Here is a 20,907-nt window from a genome sequence, read left to right as displayed (position 1 = left end):
CCGGGGGGCTGGCCCCCGCCTATGCGCCCAGGGCACGCAACAACTCGCGGCTGATAATGTGACGCTGGATCTCGCTGGTCCCGTCCCAGATCCGTTCGACCCGCGCATCCCGCCAGAACCGTTCCAGCGGATAGTCGTCCATCAACCCCATCCCGCCGTGCACCTGTATCGCCGCATCCGTCACGCGCCCCAACATCTCGCTGGCAAACAGCTTTGCCGAGGCGATCTCGCGGTTCGCAGGCAGCCCCTTGTCCAGCCGGTCGGCGCTGGCGAGTGTCAGCAGGTCGGCGGCGTCAATCTCGGTGATCATGTCGGCAAGTTGAAAGGACACGCCCTGAAACTTGCCGATCTTCTGCCCGAACTGTTCACGTTCGGCGGCGTAGTTCAGCGCATAGTCAAACACCCGCCGCGCACGGCCCACGGACATGGTCGCAACCGTGATCCGCGTGGCATAGAGCCATGTGTTCATCACCTCGAACCCGCCATGCACCTCGCCCAACACCTGCGCGTCTGGCAGGCGGCAGTCGTCAAACTCAAGGATCATGTTCTTGTAACCGCGATGCGAGACTGATTTGTAGCCATCGCGAATGGTGAACCCCGGCGTGCCCCGATCCACCAAAAAGGCCGTAATCCGCTTTTTAGGGCCTTTTGGCGTCTGGTCCTCGCCCGTGGCGATGAACACGATGATGAAATCCGCATGGTCCGCGCCCGAGATGAAATGTTTGGTGCCATTCACCACCCAGTCACCGCCGTCGCGCACCGCGTTGCACTTCATGCCGCGCACGTCCGATCCGGCACCTGGTTCGGTCATCGCCAACGCATCCATGCGCTCGCCGCGCACGGCCGGCATTAGGTAACGGTCGATCTGTTCGCCCTCGCAGGCCATCAGGATATTCTGGGGCCGCCCGAAGAAATGGTTGAGCGCCATCGATCCGCGCCCCAGTTCGCGCTCGACCAGCGCGAATTCAACGTGGTTCAGCCCCGCACAGCCGACGCTTTCAGGGAAGTTGCAGGCGTAAAAACCCAGATCCAGTGTCTTTTTCTTGATCTCCTGCGCAATCTCCGCAGGCACTTCGCCGGTGCGCTCGACCAGCTCCTCGTGCGGGTAAATCTCGTGCTCGACAAAGCTGCGGACAGTGTCCGCAATCATCGTCTGCTCGTCCGTCAGACCGTAAATCATGTGTGTATTCCTATCAGCTCGCGTAGTTCGAGCCTTCTTCGTCAAGGATGGCTTTCAGCTCGGCCAGATGGCGCAAGTCCTGCTCGGGATAGTCTTCGACCTCTTGTGCAGTCTTTTCCGCGACCTCGTCCGACAGCACCCGCAAGGGCTGTCCGGTTTGCAGCGCGCGGATATATGTCTCGGCCGCGCGTTCGAAATAATAGAGCCTGTTAAAGGTTTCTGCGACCGTATCGCCAATGATCATCACACCGTGGTTGCCCATGATCATGACCTTTTTCTTCGGATCATCGAACAGCCGCGCACAGCGTTCGCCCTCGTCCTCGAAGGCCAGCCCGTTATAGCCGTCATCGATCACATAGCGGTTGAAGAAGGTGGCACAGTTCTGATCGATGGGCGGCAGACGGCTGTCGGCCAATGATGCCAGCACCGTGGCGTGGATCGAATGGACGTGCATCGCGCAGCGTGCGTGCGGGCAATGACGGTGGATGCCGCCGTGCAGGCCCCAGGCGGTCGGGTCCGCGTCGACGCCGACCATACTGTCCGGGTCATTCGCATCCATCTCGATCAGGTCCGACGCCTTGATCCGCGAGAAATGCATCTGGTTGGGGTTCATCAGAAACTTTGTCCCGTCGTCGTTCACTGCCAGCGAAAAATGGTTTGCCACCGCTTCGTGCAGGTTCAGCCGCGCGGTCCAGCGAAAGGCGGCGGCGAGGTCCACGCGCTCCTGCATGTGGTCCATATTGGGGCGGATCTGGGTGACGGACATGGGTCAGCTCTCCGGTTGTGGCTTTTGCGTATGGTGGCGAGGGCGGGACCGGATAGCCAACGAAAAAACTGTCGCCATTGCATAAGCAATGCTAATGACTGATTTATGAATACCCGCGCCCTGCCCCCGCTGAACCAGCTGCGCGCCTTCGAGGCGGCGGCGCGGCATCTGTCGTTCACCGCAGCGGCGGGGGAGCTGAACATGACGCAAAGCGCGGTCAGCCAGCAGATCAAATCGCTTGAGGGCTATCTGGGACAGCCGCTGTTTTACCGCCGCCCACGGGCGCTGGAACTGACGGTGACGGGGCTGAATTACCTGCCCGTTGTGCGCGACGCCTTTCAGACGCTCAGCCGGGGCACGCGGATGCTGGTCGATGGCGATGCGCGGGATGCCCTGAAGGTACAGTGCAACCTGACCTTTGCGACCTGCTGGCTGGCACCGCGCCTGCCGCGCCTGTACGCCCGCCATCCCGATCTGCATTTGCAGATCAACACTGCCATCTGGGATCCGATGGAGCGGGGCGACATGGCAGATATCGAAATCCGCTTTCTGATGGCCCCCGCCCGCGATCGTCCAGCCGAGCGGTTGACCTGGGACAGGTTCTATCCCGTCTGTGCGTCCGACTATCAGGTTTCACTGGCCGATATTGCCCGCCACCGCCTGTACTATTGCACCGCGATGCTGACCACCTGGGACGCATGGGCCGAGGGTGTTGGCCTGCCTCCGGTCCCGGTTCCGCGCGTTACCCATACGCAGGTTCTGGCCACCGCAATGGCCGCTGCCGAGGCTGGCGCGGGGCTGGCGATGACCCATGATTGCGCTGCACGCCATGCGATTGCGGCGGGCCGTCTGGTACGCCCCTTTGCGGGGTCCGCCCAGATGCAAGAGGCTTACTATCTGTCCGTGGGCCCACAGGCCGAAGACAACCCTCAGGCCCGCGCCTTTGCCAGATGGATCAAAGAGGAAATGGCCGCAGATTATCCGGCAGCAGGCTATGATTTGGGGCGCGACGGCGCCCAGACATAGCCATCGGCGCACAGGATGCTGGCCTCGCGCAGGCCATGCGGCTTGTCCATCGGTTCTTGCAGGATGGTGCCGCCAGCCGCTTCCGCGCGCTGCGTAGCCACGTCCGGGTCGGTTTCATACAGCCTGATTTCCAGTCCCGCCCCCCGTGGTGGATTTTCGGGCAACAGACCCAAAAGCGGATGGGTGCCATAGGTGCCATCGCTGTGCAGCTGGAACAGCTGGTCGCCATAAACCATGATTGCGAAATCATCCGACACACGATGCGCAGACATGTCAAAAACAGTCTCTAAAAAGGCAACATGCGCGCGGACATTGCGCACCAGAAGGTTCAGGCCCATGCCCCGCAGAGTGCGGCCAAAAGAGTCGGGGGAAATCGTTTCATAATCCATGCCGCACCGTTGCCAAACTGGTGCGTATCGTCAAGTCATTCCGGCAAACGGTTGCCATCGGCATCAATCAACAGATCTCCGTTTTCCTTGACGTAGGGTGCGGGCGGCCATTCGGGTAGCAGGTCCAGCACAGCGCCCGACGGTCGGCACAGCCGCACCCCCTGTACGCAGGCCACGACGGGACGGTTCACAAGGATCGGATGGGCGACCATTGCATCCAGCAGCGCATCATCGCTGACCCCGTCCTCAAGCAGCCCCAATTCAGCCGCCGGAGATTTGGAAACGCGCAACGCATCACGCGGTGTCATCCCTGCAGCCGCGAACAACACCAAAAGCTGCGAGCGGGTCCATCCGGCATCAAGATATTCGATGACGGTCGGATCATAGCCCGCGTCACGAACAATCTGCACCACATTGCGCGAGGTGCCACAGGCGGGGTTGTGAAAGATGACAATATCCATGCACAGCCCTTGCCGCAGTTTCATGACGTTTTCAAGAATGCGCAGACAGCCCCTTGCACCCGCCAGCGACTTTGGAACAAATGGGGCATGGAACATATCCCCTTCCCCTCGTGGCCCGATGTGGCCGCCGACCTGATCGCCGTGGCCACGGGCCGCACCCCTGCGCAGACCGTCATCAAGGGTGGCAAATGGGTCAACGTCCACACCCGCGAGGTGCTGGATGGTCATGACATCGCCATCACCCACGGCCGCATCGCCTGTGTGGTGCCCGACGCCAGCTATTGCACCGGGCCCGACACCGAGGTGATCGAGGCACAGGGCCGCTACATGATCCCCGGTCTGTGTGACGCGCATATGCACATCGAAAGCGGTATGCTGACGCCTGCGGAATTCGCCCGCGCGGTCATTCCGCACGGCACGACCAGCATGTTCACCGATCCGCACGAGATCGCCAACGTGCTGGGGCTGGACGGCGTGCGGATGATGCATGACGAGGCGCTGTTGCAGCCGGTGAACATCTTTACCCAAATGCCCAGCTGCGCGCCCAGCGCGCCCGGCATGGAAACCACCGGCTTTGAAATCTCGCCCGAGGACGTGGCCGAGGCGATGGCGTGGCCCGGCATCATCGGTCTGGGTGAAATGATGAACTTTCCCGGTGTCAGCAACGCCGACCCCAAGATGCTGGCCGAGATCGCGGCGACACAGCGGGCGGGCAAGACCGTGGGCGGGCACTATGCCTCGCCCGATCTGGGTCCTGCCTTTGCGGGTTATGTGGCGGGCGGCCCTGCGGACGATCACGAAGGCACCTGCGAGGCGGACGCGATTGCGCGGATGCGTCAGGGGATGCGGTCGATGATCCGGCTGGGCAGCGCGTGGTATGATGTACAAAGCCAGATCACCGCGATCACCGAAAAAGGGCTGGACCCGCGCAACATGATCCTGTGCACCGACGATTGCCATTCCGGCACGCTGGTGAATGACGGACACATGAACCGCGTGGTGCGTCATGCCATCGACTGCGGCTGTGATCCGCTGGTGGCCTTGCAGATGGCGACGATCAACACCGCCACCCACTTTGGTCTGGAGCGCGAAATCGGCTCGTTGACCCCTGGACGGCGGGCGGATGTGATCCTGACCTCGGATCTGAAGACGCTGCCCATTGAACATGTGATTGCGCGGGGCAAAACAGTCTCTATCAACGGCGAAATCTGCGTTGATTGCCCGCATTACGACTGGCCCGATACCGCACGGCAGACTGTGAACATGGCGCGTGATCTGCGTGCGGATGACTTCCGCATTGCTGCGCCCAAGGGCGCCAATGCTGTCACTGCCAACGTGATCGGCGTGGTCGAAAACCAGGCCCCCACCAAGGCATTGCAATTCGAATTGCCCGTCACCGAAGGTCGGGTTCAGGCCACGGGTGAAGTGTGTCAGATCGCGCTGGTCGAACGGCATCAGGCCACGGGTGGTGTGGTGAACGCCTTTGTCTCAGGGTTTGGATACGAGGGTCAGATGGCGATGGCCTCGACCGTGGCACATGACAGTCACCATATGATCGTGGTGGGCACTGACGCCGACAACATGGCGCTGGCCGCCAACCGCTTGCGCGAGGTCGGGGGGGGTATCACCGTGTTCAAGGACGGCGTGGAACTGGCGCTGGTCAACCTGCCGATTGCCGGCCTGATGTCCGACAGCCCCGCCCAAGAAGTCGCCGCCAAGGCCGATGCGATGATGGAGGCCATGCGTGCCTGCGGCTGCACGCTGAACAACGCCTATATGCAGCATTCGCTGCTGGCGCTGGTGGTGATCCCCGAACTGCGCATCTCGGACCTTGGCCTGGTCGATGTGCGTACCTTTGAATTCAAGCCCGTGATAGAGACACATACATGACCCGCATTCTGACACCGGACGACGGCCACCCACGCAGCTTTACCGATGCGACGGCCGCAGTGGATTACCTGCAAGAGCTGTACACCGCCGCCACCACATTCCTGCGCACGCAGTTCCTGAGCGCGATGTCCGAAGGCGCCCCCGACGCGCGCGTGCGGGCGTTCTATCCCGAGGTGCGCGTCACCACGTTGAGCTATGCGCAGGTCGACACCCGTCTCAGCTTTGGTCACGTTCCAACACCCGGTATTTATGCAGCAACGATCACGCGGCCAGACCTGTTTCGCAACTATCTGATCCAGCAGATCGGCCTGTTGATCGACCACCACGGGCAGCCGGTGCACATCGGCGCATCGGACACCCCGATTCCGGTGCATTTTGCCGTAGGATCGGACGCCGCCATTCAGGTGCCGCAACAGGGCGCTGCCGACTTTACCCTGCGCGATGTCTTTGACGTGCCGGACCTGTCGACCACCAACGATGACATCGTGAACGGCACCTACACCTCGGCGGATGGCGTCGGCCCACTGGCCCCGTTCACCGCCCAGCGTGTCGACTATTCGCTGGCGCGGCTGGCCCATTACACCGCCACCGATCCCGAGCATTTCCAGAACTTTGTGCTGTTCACCAACTACCAGTTCTATGTCTCGGAGTTTGAGGCATTTGCCCGCGCGCAACTGGATGATCCCGACAGCGGCTATACTGCCTTTGTCTCGACCGGCAACGCGGTGATCACGGCAGGTGACCAGCCGCTGACAGAGCCGGTGAAGATGCCGCAAATGCCGACCTACCACCTCAAGCGGAAGGACGGCAGCGGCATCACGCTGGTGAACATCGGCATCGGTCCGTCCAACGCCAAAACCGCAACCGACCATATCGCGGTGCTGCGCCCCCACGCGTGGCTGATGGTCGGACACTGTGCCGGCCTGCGCAATTCGCAGGCCTTGGGCGACTTTGTGCTGGCCCACGCCTATCTGCGCGAAGATCACGTTCTGGACGACGACCTGCCAGTGTGGATTCCGATCCCCGCACTGGCTGAAATCCAGATCGCGCTGGAACAAGCGGTGGGCGAGGTGACGGCGCTGGAAGGATTCGACCTGAAGCGGATCATGCGAACGGGCACTGTCGCCACCATCGACAACCGGAACTGGGAACTGCGCGACCAGTCCGGCCCCGTCGCCCGCCTGTCGCAATCGCGCGCGGTCGCGTTGGACATGGAAAGCGCCACGATTGCCGCCAACGGTTACCGGTTCCGCGTGCCATATGGCACCTTGCTGTGCGTCTCTGACAAGCCATTGCACGGCGAATTGAAGCTGCCCGGCATGGCGTCAGAGTTCTATACCACGCAGGTGCAACGCCATCTGATGATCGGAATTCGCGCCATGGAGCGGTTGCGCAAGATGCCACTGGAACGTATCCACAGCCGGAAATTGCGGTCTTTTGACGAGACGGCCTTCCTCTGATCGGCAAAATCTTAGAAAAATCGGCAGGAATAAGCGGAAAATGAACGATTACCGCTTGTCTTGGACCACTATTCGTTGTGTTCATATACAACATTCCGTTACTCTACGGGCGTGAGGCCCTATAATTCGGGCGGACGAAGGAGACCATAAAATGGCAAAACCAATGACAAAGACCCAACTCGTCGCCGCACTGGCCGAGGACATGGGGACAGACAAGAAATCCGCAGGCGCAGCGCTGGATGCAGTTTGCGCGCTGATCACTCGTGAAGTGTCCGGCGGCGGTGCCGTTACCCTGCCCGGCGTTGGCAAAATCTATTGCCGCGAGCGCCCCGAGCGCATGGTGCGCAACCCTGCCACCGGCGAGCAGTTCAAGAAAGAAGCCGACAAGGTTGTCAAAATGACAATCGCCAAAGCGCTGAAAGACAGCGTGAACGGCTAACCTTGTCTGTGACTTGAGTTATGCAAAGGGTCGCCCTGGGGCGGCCCTTTGTTGTTTCGGGATGACGCCCTGCGCGCGGCCGATCCGGCTGCATTATCCTGCCAGCACCTTGCCCCTTGGCACCAATTGCGAAAAGGTCGCCAGATCCGGCAACCTCAGGACGCCCTACCGACATGGACATCAAAGCAATCTTTATGGGCGTCATCTTTGCCCTGATCTGGTCGTCGGCCTTTACCTCGGCACGGATCATCGTGGCCGATGCATCGCCGCTGGCCTCGTTGTCATTGCGGTTCTTTCTGACCGGCATGATCGGCGTCGCCCTTGCGCGTATGATGGGCCAAAGCTGGAACCTGACGCGCGACCAATGGCGGGCAACCTTTGTGTTTGGACTGTGCCAGAACGCCATCTATCTGGGCCTGAACTTTTTCGCGATGCAGACCGTACAAGCCTCGCTGGCGTCGATCATCGCCTCGACCATGCCGCTGATGGTGGCCGCAGCGGGCTGGATCGTGTTTCGCGACCGGTTGCCGTTGGCCGGCATGATCGGGCTGCTGATGGGGATTGTCGGCGTCATCATCATCATGTCGGCGCGGATGGATGCAGGCGTGGACATGCGCGGTGTGGCCCTGTGCCTGATCGGAGCCGGTTCGCTGACCGTGGCCACGCTGTCGATGCGCGGGGCATCGTCGGGCGGCAATCTGATGATGGTCGTCGGGCTGCAAATGTTCGTGGGCGCCGCGTTTCTGGCCGTTGCTTCGGCGCTGACCGAAACCGTGCGTGTGACCCTGACACCGGAACTGGTTGTCGCCTTTGTTTACACCATGCTGGCCCCCGGCCTGCTGGCCACTTACATCTGGTTTGCGCTGGTCCAGCGCATCGGCGCGGTCAAGGCTGCGACCTTCCACTTTCTCAATCCGTTCTTTGGCGTGGCCATCGCGGCCGCTTTGCTGGGCGAGAAACTGGGCGCGCATGACATTCTGGGCGTCGCGATCATCGGGTTGGGCATCCTTGCGGTACAACTGTCACGCGCCGCAAAAACCTGACCCCTGCGCCGCGCAAACCATTGAGACCCGCGCGCGACACCCGTTAGACTGGGCCTGTATTTCAAACGGAGCCTTTGATGAACCGCCGCGCTTTTTTAACCGCCACCGCTGCCGCCCTCGTCCTGCCCCATATGGCCTCTGCCTTTCAGGTCCGCACATTCTCGCCCGCGCTTTGGGATGAAGTGCGCGTGACCGATCAGGTCGTGATCCTGAACTTTCGCACCAACTGGTCGCTGACCTGCCAGATCAAACAAGAGCTGATCGCCCAGGCCATTTCTGAAAACCCCAAATACGGCAGCTTGCAATTCATCGACGTGAACTGGGACACCTATGGCCGCTCGCGCATGGCCGAACGGCTGAAAGTCGCGCGCCGGTCGACCCTGTTGGTGATGAAAAACGGCACCGAAGTTGCCCGTCTGGTGAACGCTCCCGAAGCGCGCAAGATCCGCAGCCTGATGGACGCCGCATTGGCCGCAAGCTGAACCGCAGGTCGTTTTCAGAACAGCCAGCGCGAAACAGCGCACGCTAGCCTGCGTTCATGAAAATTGTTCCGCGTCGCTATGTGTTCCTGTTGATCCCCGGATACAGCCAGTTGGGCTTTGCCTGCGCGCTCGAAGCGCTGAGCCTTGCCAACCTGCACCCTTCGGATCAGACCTATTACAGCTGGACCGTGCTGAGCGAAGATGGCGCCCCCGTGGCGGCCTATAACGGCATCACCACTGTCGTCGACGGCCCCCTCACCGAGCTGCGGCGCGACGACACGCTTGTGGTTTGCGCCGGTGACAAGGCGGGCGCCGGCAGCACCAAACCCATCCTGAACTGGCTGCGTCGCGAAACCCGGCGCGGCATTGATTTTGGCGCGTTATCGTCAGGGGCCTATACGTTGGCGCTGGCCGGTTTGCTGGCAGGCAAACGGGTGGTTACACACTGGCAATACCGCGATGCGCTGAGCGAACTGCTGCCGGATGTGATTGTCGAAAAGGGACTGTTCACCATTGACGGGCGGGTGTTCACCACAGCGGGCGGCGCCGCGTCCATGGACATGATGCTGGCCCGCATCCGTGACGAAAACGGGCAGGATCTGGCAACATGGGTGGCCGACCAGATGGTGTACACCCACCCGCGCCAAAAGGAACATGCGCAACGGATGTCGGCAGGCGGCCCTGTCGAGGCGCGCAATCCGAAACTGGCACTGGCGCTACAGGCGATGGCCAACAACCTGGAAGACCCGCTGCGCCCCGATGAAATTGCCGATCTGGTCGGGCTGTCCACCCGCCAGATGGAACGTCTTTTTGCCAGATACCTCGCCGTGTCGCCCAAGCGTCACTATCTCAGCCTGCGACTGGAAAAGGCGCGCGGCCTTTTGCGGCAAACCGCGATGAGCGTGACCGACATTTGTGTGGCCTGCGGGTTCCAATCTCTGTCCCATTTCTCGAAATGCTACCGGGCCAATTTCGGCCTGAGCCCGGGTCAGGAAATACGCGGAACCCATTTATTGTGGACCACCTAGACCTACGCTAGACTTGGCCGATCAGTCCCAAGGTATTTCAATGAAACTTCTTTTTGTGCACCAGAACATGCCCGGCCAATATCGCGAATTTGTGCAATGGCTGGCCGACACCAACGATCACGACATCATTTTTCTGACCCAACGCAAGAAACCTCCGGTGATGAAAGGCGTGCGAACCGTTATCTACCAACCCCATCATCGTGCCGCCGACGACGCCTATGAACTCGTGAAAACATGGGAAAACGCCGCGGGCTCGGGCTTTGGATGCGCCATGGCCGCCCAAACATTGCGCGACAAGGAAGGCTGGATACCCGACATCATCATTGGCCACGTCGGTTGGGGCGAATTGACTTTTATGAAGGAAATCCTTCCCGACGTGCCGGTCATCGGATTTTTTGAATATTATTACAGCGTCACCGGCGGCCCTGTGGGCTTTGAACCTTCAAGCCCGCCCAGCGCCCATTCTCCGTTCATCATGCAGGCCCATAACACGGTGCCGGACGTCAATATTGATCGGGTCGAGCTGGCACAATGCCCGACCGAGTGGCAAAAGAACCGCTTTCCGGCACGGTTTCATGACAAGATGTATGTCTGCCATGATGGTATCCGCACCGACAAATTGCTGCCCGATCCTGATGTCCAATTGGGGTTGGGCCGGCTCGACCGCCCTCTGACACGGGCCGATGAAATCGTCACCTTCGTGTCCCGAAATCTTGAGACCACGCGCGGCTTTCATCAATTCATGCGAGCCTTGCCTGACATTCTGGCCGCACGGCCCCAAGCCCGTGTTCTGGTGGTGGGTGGCAATGACACCTCCTATGGCGGCAAATCAAAACACCCCAGCGGCCTGCGCGGCCAGATGGAGGCCGAAGTGGGGGACCGCGTCGATTGGTCCCGCGTGCATTTTCTGGGTCAGGTGCCTTATGAATCCTATCAAAAGCTGATCCAGATCAGCCGGTGCCATATCTATCTGACCATGCCCTTTGTGCTGTCGTGGTCGCTACTGGAATCGATGTCGATGCAGGCCACCGTCGTCGCCAGTGATGTGGCCCCCGTGCAAGAAGCCATTACGCATGGTGAAACCGGATTGCTGGTGGATTTCTTCGACCCTGCGGCCCTTGCCGCCCAGGTCGTCGATGTTCTGGCCCGCCCCGATGCCTATGCGCATATCGGGCCGAATGCGCGCGCGCATGTGGTGAAAACCTATGATTTCCTGACGGTCTGCCTGCCCGAACATCTGCGCCAGATCAACGCGCTGGTGCCGGCAGACAAAGCGATTGCCCTGCCCGCCTAGGCTATCAGTTGCCGAGGTTGTTGGCCGTGTTGAAGACCCCGAACACCGATCCGACAAGGCCCAGAACCGTCCGGGCGCTGTTCAGGCGGCTTTCGGTAACCAGCACGACATCGCCCGAGTTGACCATGAAGTTGCGCGCCGAAAACAGGCCGTCTGCCGTGGTCAGGTCCAGCGTGAACACCACCCGCTGCTGACGCGGACCGCGCACACCGGGGCGCACGGCGCTGGCCGGATATTCACGCAGGATCAAAATACCCTTTGGATTGGCCCGCGCCGCGTTCACACCGCCCAGAATGGCCACCGCGTCCGTTGCTGTGATCTGGTCCTTGGTGAAGGGATGCAGCGACTGGCTGCCCGCCGCGCCCAGCGATACGAAATAGCGCTCGTCGGCTTCGACAATCACCTTGTCACCGCCCCGCAACCGCGTGTCGCGGTTCGGGTTTTCATATAGACGGTCCACCGAAGTGCCATAGATCTTGCCACCGCGCACCAGACGGATTTGCGGGTTTTTCAGACCAGTGTCGACCCCGCCCCCTGCCGCAATCAGCGACAGCACCGAAAAGTTCTGATCCGGCATCGGGAACGATCCGGGCGCACGGACACCGCCCACCAGATCGACCGCATTCATCCGGCCTTCGGCCATCGTCACCTGAACCTGGGCCGACGGAACCACTTCGGAGAGGCTGTTTTGAATCGCAGCGCGCGCGCTGTCGGGTGTGCGACCTGCGACATTGATCTTGCCCACATAGGGAATAAAAACAGTGCCCGCACCGGTCACACGCACGCCGGACAGATCGGCCACCGGCGACCCGGGCCCCGTCAACAACGAATTTTCGCCCGCATCCCAGATGCGGATGTTCAGCGTATCCCCAGCCGAAATCACCTGCGAGTTGTGCCCTTTGGAGGCGCCAATCCAACTGTACTGTTCATCTCCAACCGAAGGCCAGCTTTGCACCGACGGCAAAAACGCCCGCGTCACAGGATAAATCGCAAAGTCTGCGTCAACATCGCTGGATGTTTTCAAGATTTCCTTGTCAACGGCAGCGCCGCGCGGCAACTCTGCGCAGGCGGCCATAAACACCATGACACAAAGCCATCCGATAACCCGCATTGGTCCTGTCATGCTGTTATTGCCCCCCGGCAGTTAATATCCGGATCATGGGGTCTGCAAAATGCTGCAAACCCGTTGGAATTATTATTGCGGCAAGATACTGAATGGGGTCATGCCGTCAACGTCAACAAGCAATGATTTAAAGAATAAGAAGCATGTGGTCCTGGGGGCCACAGGGCGTTTGGGCGGTATTCTGCGCAAGCACTGGCCGGAAGCCGCCGTCCGGTGGCAGTCGCGGGCCGGAATGGCCGGTTTTCATGTTGTTGATATTCTGAACGACCCCACGGGGCTAAGTAACCTTTGTGCCGGCGCTGACAGCATCTTGTGCCTTGCGGGCGTGATCGGTCATGACCCACAAGCCCTGCGACGGAACACCGACCTTGCGCTGGCTGCGATCAAGGCCGCACAGGGGGCGCGTGTGTTTCTGGCCTCGTCCGCCGCAGTTTGTGGCTCTGGTGGAGAAGATTTGCGCGAAACCGACGCCTGCAAACCGGTCGCGCCCTATGGGCAGGCCAAACTGGAAATGGAACAGGCTGCCTTGTCGACCGGAGCGCCCGTGACCTGTCTGCGCATCGGCAATGTCGCCGGAGCCGATGCGATATTGGGTGGATGGCACGATCAGATGTCACTGGATGCGCACCCTGATGGAACGACGCCACGGCGCAGTTATATCGGACCACAAGTCTTTGCCCGGACACTGGCGCATCTTATGGCAACCGATACCCTGCCGCCGGTTCTGAACGTGACAGCGCCGGGTGCTGTCCAGATGGGAGCATTGCTGGACGCCGCCCGCCTGCCATGGCGCACCCGCGTGCCGGACGGTCCGGTGATCTGGGATGTGACATTAAACACCGAAACGCTTGCCTTGTTGGCCCCCTTTGCACCACAAGACAGCACCGCCACAGGCATCGTCGCCGACTGGCTTGAGTCACGAGATTTACCATGACGTTGCGCAAGCGCATTTTCGATCTGTTTTTTGCCAGCCTTCTGGTGATCATCCTTGGCCCCATCATCCTGTGGCTGGTCTGCTATATTCTGATCAAGCAGGGCCGACCGCTGTTCTATGTGGCCGAACGTATGAAAACACCGACGCAATCCTTTGGCCTGTGGAAATTCCGCACCATGTCGGTTGTGGATGAAGACGCAGGCGTTTCAGGTGGCGACAAACAAAGCCGGATCACCCCGGTCGGGGCGAAACTGCGCGCCAAACGGCTGGACGAGTTCCCGCAGCTTTGGAACATTCTCAAGGGAGACCTCAGCTTTGTTGGCCCGCGCCCGCCGCTGCGCGAGTATGTCGAACGCTTTCCCGATATCTATGACAAGGTCCTGCAATCACGTCCCGGTGTAACTGGGCTGGCGACCATCCGGTTCCACAAACACGAAGACCGACTGCTGTCGCGCTGCATCACCCCCGAGCAAACCGACGACATCTACACCCGTATCTGTGTCCCGCGCAAAGCGCGTCTTGACCTAATCTACCAACGCAACCAATCAACCTGCCACGATTTTGACTTGGTTTTTCAGACGATTGGGAACCTTTTCCGCAGGCGGTCCTCCGCCTCAAAGTCGACAGGGCAATAACGCAAGGTGCGAATCACTTTTTTCTATCGTACAGTTCACAATGTTGTTCGTTTTTTGGGCAACGGTGAGGAATTTTGTTGTTTTATGAAGCTGCGAACCATTTCGCTGCCGCAGCATTTCTAATTTGGATCGAACTCTTAGGATCTGTTTTACGGTGTCAGACATGTCGAAGGTCTGGTTCTAGATGGGGGCGTTAAGTGCTGAATTTCATTAAGTCGCTGTCGCGAGCCAAAAAACGCAACATCATGCTGGTGATCGATTCGATCCTTGTGCCGCTTGCTTTGCTTTTTGCATTTTCGCTGCACGCGAACGGTGGCGACGCATTCGCGATGTTGCTGTCCTATTTGCCGGTGCTGCCCTATCTGCTGCTTATTTCCGGTGCCCTGTCGGTTCTGCTGGGTGTCTCAACCATCCAGTTGAACGCTTACGAATCCGGCGCCATCGGTCTGACCGGGGCCTATTCTGTGGCTCTTGTTCTTGTTTCCTTCTTGCTGACCACTGCCGCGCGCATTCCGGTAAACATTTCTACGCATATTATCTTTGGCATCAGTTTCTTTATCTTTTCGATCATCACCCGCGCCATAATGTTGCAGGTCGTTCTGGCGATCTATCGCCGCTCGTCCGTGCGGTGCCGCGTGCTGATCTATGGCGCGGGAACAACCGGCACCCAGCTGGTGTCAGCGCTGCGCAGCCACGAAAACATTGAACCCGTCGCCTTTGTCGATGACAGCAAGGCCCTGCACGGACTGATTGTGGCGCGACTGCCGGTCTATTCGCCGGTGCGTATTGCCCAGATCGCTGCCGAGAAAAACATCGACCGCGTCTTGCTGGCCCTGCCATCTCTGAGCCTGCCGAAGCAGGCACAAATCTCGCGGCGGCTGCAAAAGATGGGACTTGAGGTGCAATCGCTGCCCTCTTTTGCCCAATTGGTCGGAGAAGAGGCGCTGGTTGACAAGCTGACCGACGTCGAACCGAACCTGTTCCTGAACCGTGATGAAGTTTCATCGGCCACCGGCGAGGGCGGTGTCGAAAGCTATCAGGGCAAAACCGTCCTGATTTCAGGCGCGGGCGGCTCGATCGGGTCGGAACTGTGCCGTCAGATCATGGAATGCCGCCCGGCCAAGATGGTGCTTTTCGAACTCAGCGAAGTGGCCTTGTACAAGGTCGAGATGGAACTGCGCCAGATTGCCGAAGACTCTAAAATCGAGATCATTCCCGTGCTGGGATCGGTCACCGATGACCGTCAGGTTCGACGTGTCTTGTCAGACCATCAAATTCAGGTGGTTCTGCACGCCGCTGCCTACAAACATGTGCCGTTGGTCGAAACCAACCCGCTGACAGGGCTGGCCAACAATGTTCTGGGCACGCAAACCCTTGCCTCAGAGTCGGCAAAAGCCGGTGTTGAACGGTTCATTCTGATCAGCTCCGACAAGGCTGTGCGGCCTTCCAACGTGATGGGCGCATCCAAGCGGCTGGCAGAGCTTGTGGTTCAGGATCTGGCCTCGCGCGTGCCGCTGGGCGAAGGGCCGATTTACACCATGGTCCGCTTTGGCAATGTGTTGGGGTCGTCCGGTTCGGTTGTGCCACTGTTTCAGGAACAGTTGCGCCGCGGCGGTCCGGTTACCGTGACCCACCGCGAAGTTTCGCGCTACTTCATGACCGTGCAAGAAGCCGTGCATCTGGTGCTGCGCGCCGGTTCTATGGCCAAAGGGGGCGAAGTCTTTGTTCTGGACATGGGCAAACCTGTGCATATTGAAAAACTGGCGCGTCAGATTATCGAAAGCGCGGGTTATACCGTGCGCGACGCCAAGAACCCCGAAGGTGATATCGAAATCGAATTCACTGGTTTGCGCCCGGGTGAAAAGATGACCGAAGAGCTGACCCTGACCGGCAATCTGGTTGGCACCACGCACCGCAAGATTTTCTCGGCGGACGAAGTCGCCCTGTCGGAAATCGAAATCGCAAGCGCGCTGCGGGCCTTGCGTGCGGCCCTTGCAGCCAGCGATGAAGAGGCCGCAAAGGCCGTGGCGATGCGTTGGGTCGAAGGGTACTCGCTGGCCGTTCAGGACCAGATCGCAAACGCAGCGCAATACACACCGCTGTCTTGATCCCGCAAGCTGATTGTCGCCCGAATGCCGCGGTTGCTGCGCAAGCCCGATGATCTGAGCCATTGCGGTTGATCTGACCGCCTGTCGCGTGGTCTATTCAGCCGGACACTTCTTTAACAGATCGGGTGCAGTGTGCTGCGTTTCCTCTTCCGCAAAACCATCTTTGCAACCGCCACCATTGCGCTGGGCACAGCCGGTGCAGCGCAAAGCGAAGAAGGCACCCCGCATTTTTCGATGCCTGTGCAACCAACGCTGAATCTATACGGCAGCCCCGGTGTGATCGACATGCCAGGAGGCGAAGCGATGCCCGACGGGCAGTTCGCCGTCAGCTATTCGTATTTTGGCGGCATCAGCCGCACGGCCATGACATTCCAGTTCTCGCCACGCATTTCGGCCACGTTCCGGTATGTCGGCATTCAAAACTGGAACTCGGACGGGTTTGACACCTATCGTGACCGCAACTTTGATGTCCGCTTTTTGCTGCACCGTGAAACAATGTACTGGCCCGCGATTACCCTTGGTCTTCAGGATTTCGCAGGCACGGGTATCAATGCCGCTGAATATGTCGTCGCCACCAAGAATTTTGATCAGCCTTTCAGTTTGCCCGGGACCATCAAGGTAACCGCGGGTCTTGGTTGGGGACGTCTGGGCTCTTCTGGCTCGATCGGCGCACCCTTCGGCAGCAATCGTCCAACCTTTGACCCCAACAGCAAGGGTGGCACACTGGCCACAGACCAATGGTTCCGCGGCCCCGCCGCACCTTTTGCAGGCCTTGAATGGCAGGTCGATGATCGTTTGGCGCTCAAGGCAGAATACTCCACAGACGCCTATCAGCCTGAAACCTCGCGCGGTGTGTTCACCCGCAAAAGCAGGCTGAACTTTGGCGCCGAATACCAGTATTCGCAAAACCTGCGGCTGGGCGCCTATTGGATGTACGGATCAGAATTCGGCATCAGTGCACAGCTGCAAGTCAACCCCAGACGCGCCATTACGCCCCTAAGTATCCCCGGTCCCCGCGCCATCCAGCAACGCCCGTCGCGCACTGCGAACCCCGCAGTCTGGTCCGAAGACTGGAGCCAGAGCGCAACAGCCCCCGCATCCATACGCGATGCGATGCGCCCGCTGCTTGAGACCGAAGGCATGACCATCGAACAGCTTTCGGTCAGCGCCAACAGTGCAGAACTGCGGTTCCTCAATCATCGCTATCCTTCTGATGCAGCCGCTATTGGCCGTGCCGCGCGCGTGATGGCGCAAATTCTGCCGGCCTCGGTTGAAACCTTCCGGCTTGTGGTCGTGCAGAACAACCTTGCGCTCAGCACGGTAACCCTGCGCCGCTCGGACCTTGAGGCCCTGGAATTCGAACCCGACAACGTTGATGCGCTGCTGTCCGTCACCGGCTTTAGCGAGGCAACGCCCAACCTGCCCCATTCAGTGCAAAACCCAGACCTGTACCCGACCTTCCACTATTCCTTTGGTCCCTATGTCGCGCCCAGCTATTTCGACCCCGACAGCCCGGTGCGCGCCGACGCAGGTGTCAGCGCCGAATTCCGCTATCGGTTTGCTCCCGGCTGGCTGGTTGCCGGTGAACTGCGGCACCGCCTGGTTGGCAACGTTGCAGACAGCGACAGGTATTCAAACTCGGTTCTGCAACGCGTAAGAACCGACGGCCTGCGATATGCCCAAGCAACTGACACTGCCTTGCGTAATCTTTATGTCAGCAAACAGTGGAAGCCGGGCGCCAACACCTATGCCCGCGTCACCGCCGGTTATCTGGAACAGATGTTTGGTGGTGTCTCGGCCGAACTGTTGTGGAAGCCGGTAAACAGCCGCCTCGCTTTGGGTATCGAAGCGAACTATGTCAAACAGCGCGAATTCGAACAACGCTTCGGCTTTCAAGATTACACGGTCGCGACCGGCCACGTCTCTGCCTACTACGAACTTGGCGGCGGCTATTACGGGCAACTGGATGTGGGCCGCTATCTGGCCGGCGACACAGGCGCAACCGCGACACTGACCCGCGAGTTTGCAAATGGATGGAGCGTTGGCGGCTTCTTTACGCTGACCAACGTCTCTGCCGCCGACTTTGGCGAGGGGTCGTTCGACAAGGGCATCATTCTGAAAATACCGGCCAGCTGGTTCACCGGTCAGCCATCGAAACGCGTCATTGCGACAACGATCCGCCCGATCCAGCGCGACGGCGGCGCACGGCTGAACGTGCCGGGGCGCCTGTATGAGCAGGTTCGTCGCGGGCATCGCAATGACATTGTTGCTGACTTCGGGAGAGTCTGGGAATGAGAACGCTGGGAACCTATGCGGCACTCGCCGCAATTGCACTGCTCTCGGCTTGCTCTGGCGGCACAGAAACAGCAACGACGCAAGCTGCCTCCTTGGGAGACATGGCCAAACTTGCCATCGCCCAACGCAAGGCAAAGCGAAACCCGCCAGCGCTGCCGACACTGACACGGCCATTGCTGGACGGGCTGCGCACACCTTCGCTTGAGGTCATTTCAGCCAAACGCGGGCAGACCGCCTATCTGATTCCCACACAAGTGCGCGATGGCGACGGCACCGTCGTTGTTTGGAGCACACGCGGAAACAACCAGGTTATCCTGCGCGATGGTATCCTGATCGGCACCCGCGGATTGGGCAACGACATCGCCTCGGCAGAGGTCACGCCCGCCCTTACTGCCGTGCGCACGCGCAACGCCAGCGCGGGCCAGCGGGTCATGTATTTTCGCAACGATGTAAACGGGGTAAACCGCATGTCGCTCAGCTGCGAGGTTCACAACCTTGGCGCAGAGAGCCTTGAAATTGTCGGGCGCAGCTTTCCCACCGTCCATTTGCGCGAAGATTGCATCAACGGTTCCGGCCGGTTCGCAAACCACTATTGGGTAGATCGCCGGGACGGCACTGTCTGGAAATCGCGTCAATGGGGCGGCACCGCTTCGGGTTATTTCGATCTGCGTTTGCTAAAGAAATAGTGCCCGCAGTTCGCTGATCGTCGGCCTGTCAATCCAGCAGCGCTTCGATTGCCTGGATCACAGGCGGGGACAGCGGCCTGGTGCCCGACCCCCATGTCGCGGCGACCTGCCCTTCGGGGCCGATCAACACCTTGTGGAAATTCCAGCGGGGTTCAAAACCGGTTTCGTCGCGTACCTGCGCATAGAATGGATGCGCCAGGGCCCCTGTGACATGGGTGATGTCGGTCATCGGCATATCCAGACCAAAAGTCAGCTCGCAAAACTCTTTGACCTCGGCAGCACTGCCCAGCTCTTGCCGGAAATCATCCGACGGTACGGCCAGCACCACCAACCCGCGCGCCTTGTAACGGTCATACAGGGTCTGAAGCTGGGCATATTGCGGTGTATAGGCACATTGCGATGCAGTGTTCACAACCAGCACGGGGCGTCCCGCCCAATCGTCCATCGCCAGCTGCCCGCCGTCGATATTGGAAAACCGGTGCCCGCTGACACCAGCCCAAGCAACCGCAACAAAGGCAAGACTGACACTAAGGCCGGCGAACAGTTGGGCAAGGCGTTTCATGGCATGGCTCCTGTGGCGTCTGTTTGTGTATACGCGACATAACGGCTGCCGGATCACCTTTCCTTTCCGTGACCAGATTGTAACATCCCTTTGAATTGCACAGGCACACCCCATCTTATGACCAAGGCAATCCAATCCGCAGGAGGCACTATGACCAGATACACCAAAGACCCCGACGCAATCGCGCGCCTGTCCCCCGAGGAATATCATGTAACCCAACAGAACGGCACCGAGCGTCCCGGCACGGGCAAGCTGTTGGACAACAAGGCGCCCGGCATATACGTCGATATCGTATCGGGTGAGCCGCTGTTTGCCTCTGCCGACAAATACGAAAGCGGCTGCGGCTGGCCAAGCTTTACCAAACCGATCGAGCCCGCCCATGTAACCGAATTGCGCGACGCAAGCCTGGGCATGATCCGCACCGAAGTGCGCAGCGCCCATGGCGACAGCCACCTGGGCCACGTTTTCCCTGACGGCCCCCGCGACCGTGGCGGCCTGCGCTATTGCATCAACTCGGCATCGTTGCGGTTTGTGCATCGCGATGACATGCAGGCCGAAGGCTATGGAGACTACCTTGACCAGGTAGAGGACGTGGCATGAGCACCGCACGCGCAGTTCTGGCCGGTGGGTGTTTCTGGGGCATGGAAGACCTGATCCGCAAGCGTCCCGGCGTGAAATCCACCCGCGTCGGATACACCGGCGGTAACGTGCCCAACGCGACCTACCGCAACCACGGCACCCATGCCGAAGGCATCGAGATCATCTATGATCCTGCTGTCGTTTCTTATCGCGCCTTGCTGGAGTTCTTTTTCCAGATCCACGACCCGACCACGCCCAACCGTCAGGGCAACGATGTGGGCCTGAGCTATCGTTCGGCAATCTACTATGTCGACGAAGACCAGAAAGCCGTGGCACTGGACACAATCGCCGATGTCGAAGCATCCGGCCTGTGGCCCGGCAAGGTGGTGACAGAGGTGGAACCCGTCGGAGATTTCTGGGAAGCAGAGCCAGAGCATCAGGACTATCTGGAACGTATTCCCAACGGGTACACCTGTCACTTTGTGCGCCCGGACTGGGTGCTGCCCAGGCGCGCCGCAGAATAGACC

Annotated in this window: 21 protein-coding genes; 15 read left to right on the top strand and 6 right to left on the bottom strand. The window is 59.9% G+C overall.

Annotation, left to right across the window (positions count from 1 at the left end):
- Positions 1–19 precede the first annotated feature (19 nt).
- Together DSM107133_RS01025 and DSM107133_RS01020 are read right to left on the bottom strand one after the other, a co-directional pair.
- On the bottom strand, positions 20–1,180 hold the full coding sequence (locus tag DSM107133_RS01025) for an acyl-CoA dehydrogenase family protein (protein ID WP_114292958.1): 1,161 nt from the start codon (positions 1,178–1,180) through the stop codon (positions 20–22).
- Between the two features lie 13 nt (positions 1,181–1,193).
- On the bottom strand, positions 1,194–1,946 hold the full coding sequence (locus DSM107133_RS01020; RefSeq protein ID WP_114292957.1) for a class II aldolase and adducin N-terminal domain-containing protein: 753 nt from the start codon (positions 1,944–1,946) through the stop codon (positions 1,194–1,196).
- Between the two features lie 105 nt (positions 1,947–2,051).
- Between DSM107133_RS01020 and DSM107133_RS01015 the strand changes: the two genes are divergently transcribed.
- Positions 2,052–2,972, top strand: coding sequence for a LysR substrate-binding domain-containing protein (locus DSM107133_RS01015; protein WP_114292956.1), 921 nt, complete (start codon positions 2,052–2,054; stop codon positions 2,970–2,972).
- On the opposite strand, the gene DSM107133_RS01010 is transcribed toward DSM107133_RS01015, so the two are convergent.
- Together DSM107133_RS01010 and arsC are read right to left on the bottom strand one after the other, a co-directional pair.
- Positions 2,939–3,361, bottom strand: a complete 423-nt coding sequence (locus DSM107133_RS01010; protein WP_114292955.1) for a glyoxalase — start codon at positions 3,359–3,361, stop codon at positions 2,939–2,941. The genes DSM107133_RS01015 and DSM107133_RS01010 overlap by 34 nt on opposite strands.
- A 35-nt stretch (positions 3,362–3,396) precedes the next feature.
- Positions 3,397–3,822: an arsenate reductase (glutaredoxin) gene (gene arsC, locus DSM107133_RS01005; protein ID WP_114293104.1), complete on the bottom strand. Its 426-nt coding sequence runs from the start codon at positions 3,820–3,822 to the stop codon at positions 3,397–3,399.
- Between the two features lie 87 nt (positions 3,823–3,909).
- Here arsC and ade point away from each other — a divergent pair, with 87 nt between their 5' ends.
- The 7 genes from ade to DSM107133_RS00970 all read left to right on the top strand — a co-directional run bounded on the left by ade (position 3,910) and on the right by DSM107133_RS00970 (position 11,458).
- Positions 3,910–5,712 carry an adenine deaminase gene (gene ade / locus DSM107133_RS01000; RefSeq protein ID WP_114292954.1) on the top strand — a complete coding sequence of 601 codons (1,803 nt, stop codon included), beginning with the start codon at positions 3,910–3,912 and terminating at the stop codon, positions 5,710–5,712.
- Positions 5,709–7,172 (top strand): AMP nucleosidase, encoded by a 1,464-nt coding sequence (locus DSM107133_RS00995; protein WP_114292953.1) that lies wholly within the window; start codon positions 5,709–5,711, stop codon positions 7,170–7,172. Before ade ends, DSM107133_RS00995 begins: the two co-directional genes overlap by 4 nt.
- A 151-nt stretch (positions 7,173–7,323) precedes the next feature.
- Positions 7,324–7,611, top strand: coding sequence for an HU family DNA-binding protein (locus DSM107133_RS00990; RefSeq protein WP_028955749.1), 288 nt, complete (start codon positions 7,324–7,326; stop codon positions 7,609–7,611).
- 173 nt (positions 7,612–7,784) lie between these two features.
- Positions 7,785–8,654, top strand: coding sequence for a DMT family transporter (locus DSM107133_RS00985; protein ID WP_114292952.1), 870 nt, complete (start codon positions 7,785–7,787; stop codon positions 8,652–8,654).
- A 77-nt stretch (positions 8,655–8,731) separates the two neighbouring features.
- Positions 8,732–9,136, top strand: a complete 405-nt coding sequence (locus DSM107133_RS00980) for a thioredoxin family protein (protein ID WP_114292951.1) — start codon at positions 8,732–8,734, stop codon at positions 9,134–9,136.
- Positions 9,137–9,192: 56 nt separating this feature from the next.
- Complete coding sequence (locus tag DSM107133_RS00975) at positions 9,193–10,164, top strand: GlxA family transcriptional regulator (RefSeq protein ID WP_114292950.1); 972 nt, start codon at positions 9,193–9,195, stop codon at positions 10,162–10,164.
- 40 nt (positions 10,165–10,204) lie between these two features.
- Entirely contained in the window at positions 10,205–11,458 is a 1,254-nt protein-coding gene (locus DSM107133_RS00970) for a glycosyltransferase family 4 protein (RefSeq protein ID WP_114292949.1), read from the top strand.
- Between the two features lie 4 nt (positions 11,459–11,462).
- On the opposite strand, the gene DSM107133_RS00965 is transcribed toward DSM107133_RS00970, so the two are convergent.
- Positions 11,463–12,569, bottom strand: coding sequence for a polysaccharide biosynthesis/export family protein (locus DSM107133_RS00965; RefSeq protein WP_240310480.1), 1,107 nt, complete (start codon positions 12,567–12,569; stop codon positions 11,463–11,465).
- 61 nt (positions 12,570–12,630) lie between these two features.
- On the opposite strand from DSM107133_RS00965, the gene DSM107133_RS00960 reads away from it, so the two are divergent.
- The 5 genes from DSM107133_RS00960 to DSM107133_RS00940 all read left to right on the top strand — a co-directional run bounded on the left by DSM107133_RS00960 (position 12,631) and on the right by DSM107133_RS00940 (position 19,239).
- The gene (locus tag DSM107133_RS00960; protein ID WP_114292947.1) at positions 12,631–13,515 is read left to right on the top strand and encodes an NAD-dependent epimerase/dehydratase family protein; all 885 of its coding nucleotides are present in this window, start codon (positions 12,631–12,633) and stop codon (positions 13,513–13,515) included.
- Entirely contained in the window at positions 13,512–14,150 is a 639-nt protein-coding gene (locus DSM107133_RS00955) for a sugar transferase (RefSeq protein ID WP_114292946.1), read from the top strand. Before DSM107133_RS00960 ends, DSM107133_RS00955 begins: the two co-directional genes overlap by 4 nt.
- Before the next feature lie 197 nt (positions 14,151–14,347).
- Positions 14,348–16,258 (top strand): nucleoside-diphosphate sugar epimerase/dehydratase, encoded by a 1,911-nt coding sequence (locus tag DSM107133_RS00950; protein WP_114292945.1) that lies wholly within the window; start codon positions 14,348–14,350, stop codon positions 16,256–16,258.
- Positions 16,259–16,390: 132 nt separating this feature from the next.
- Complete coding sequence (locus DSM107133_RS00945; protein WP_114292944.1) at positions 16,391–18,553, top strand: YjbH domain-containing protein; 2,163 nt, start codon at positions 16,391–16,393, stop codon at positions 18,551–18,553.
- Positions 18,550–19,239 (top strand): YjbF family lipoprotein, encoded by a 690-nt coding sequence (locus tag DSM107133_RS00940; protein WP_114292943.1) that lies wholly within the window; start codon positions 18,550–18,552, stop codon positions 19,237–19,239. The genes DSM107133_RS00945 and DSM107133_RS00940 overlap by 4 nt, the downstream gene beginning before the upstream one ends.
- Positions 19,240–19,267: 28 nt before the next feature.
- Here the strand turns inward: DSM107133_RS00940 and DSM107133_RS00935 are convergent, their stop codons facing one another.
- A complete protein-coding gene (locus DSM107133_RS00935) occupies positions 19,268–19,801 on the bottom strand; it encodes a glutathione peroxidase (RefSeq protein WP_114292942.1) in 534 nt (177 codons plus the stop codon).
- Positions 19,802–19,951: 150 nt separating this feature from the next.
- Here DSM107133_RS00935 and msrB point away from each other — a divergent pair, with 150 nt between their 5' ends.
- Entirely contained in the window at positions 19,952–20,401 is a 450-nt protein-coding gene (msrB, locus tag DSM107133_RS00930) for a peptide-methionine (R)-S-oxide reductase MsrB (protein WP_114292941.1), read from the top strand.
- A complete protein-coding gene (gene msrA / locus DSM107133_RS00925; protein WP_114292940.1) occupies positions 20,398–20,904 on the top strand; it encodes a peptide-methionine (S)-S-oxide reductase MsrA in 507 nt (168 codons plus the stop codon). The genes msrB and msrA overlap by 4 nt, the downstream gene beginning before the upstream one ends.
- Positions 20,905–20,907: the final 3 nt, after the last annotated feature.

Source organism: Pseudosulfitobacter sp. DSM 107133, from assembly GCF_022788695.1.
In the GTDB taxonomy this organism is placed as follows: Bacteria; Pseudomonadota; Alphaproteobacteria; order Rhodobacterales; family Rhodobacteraceae; genus Pseudosulfitobacter.
This window is presented reverse-complemented; position numbering and strand designations above follow the sequence as displayed.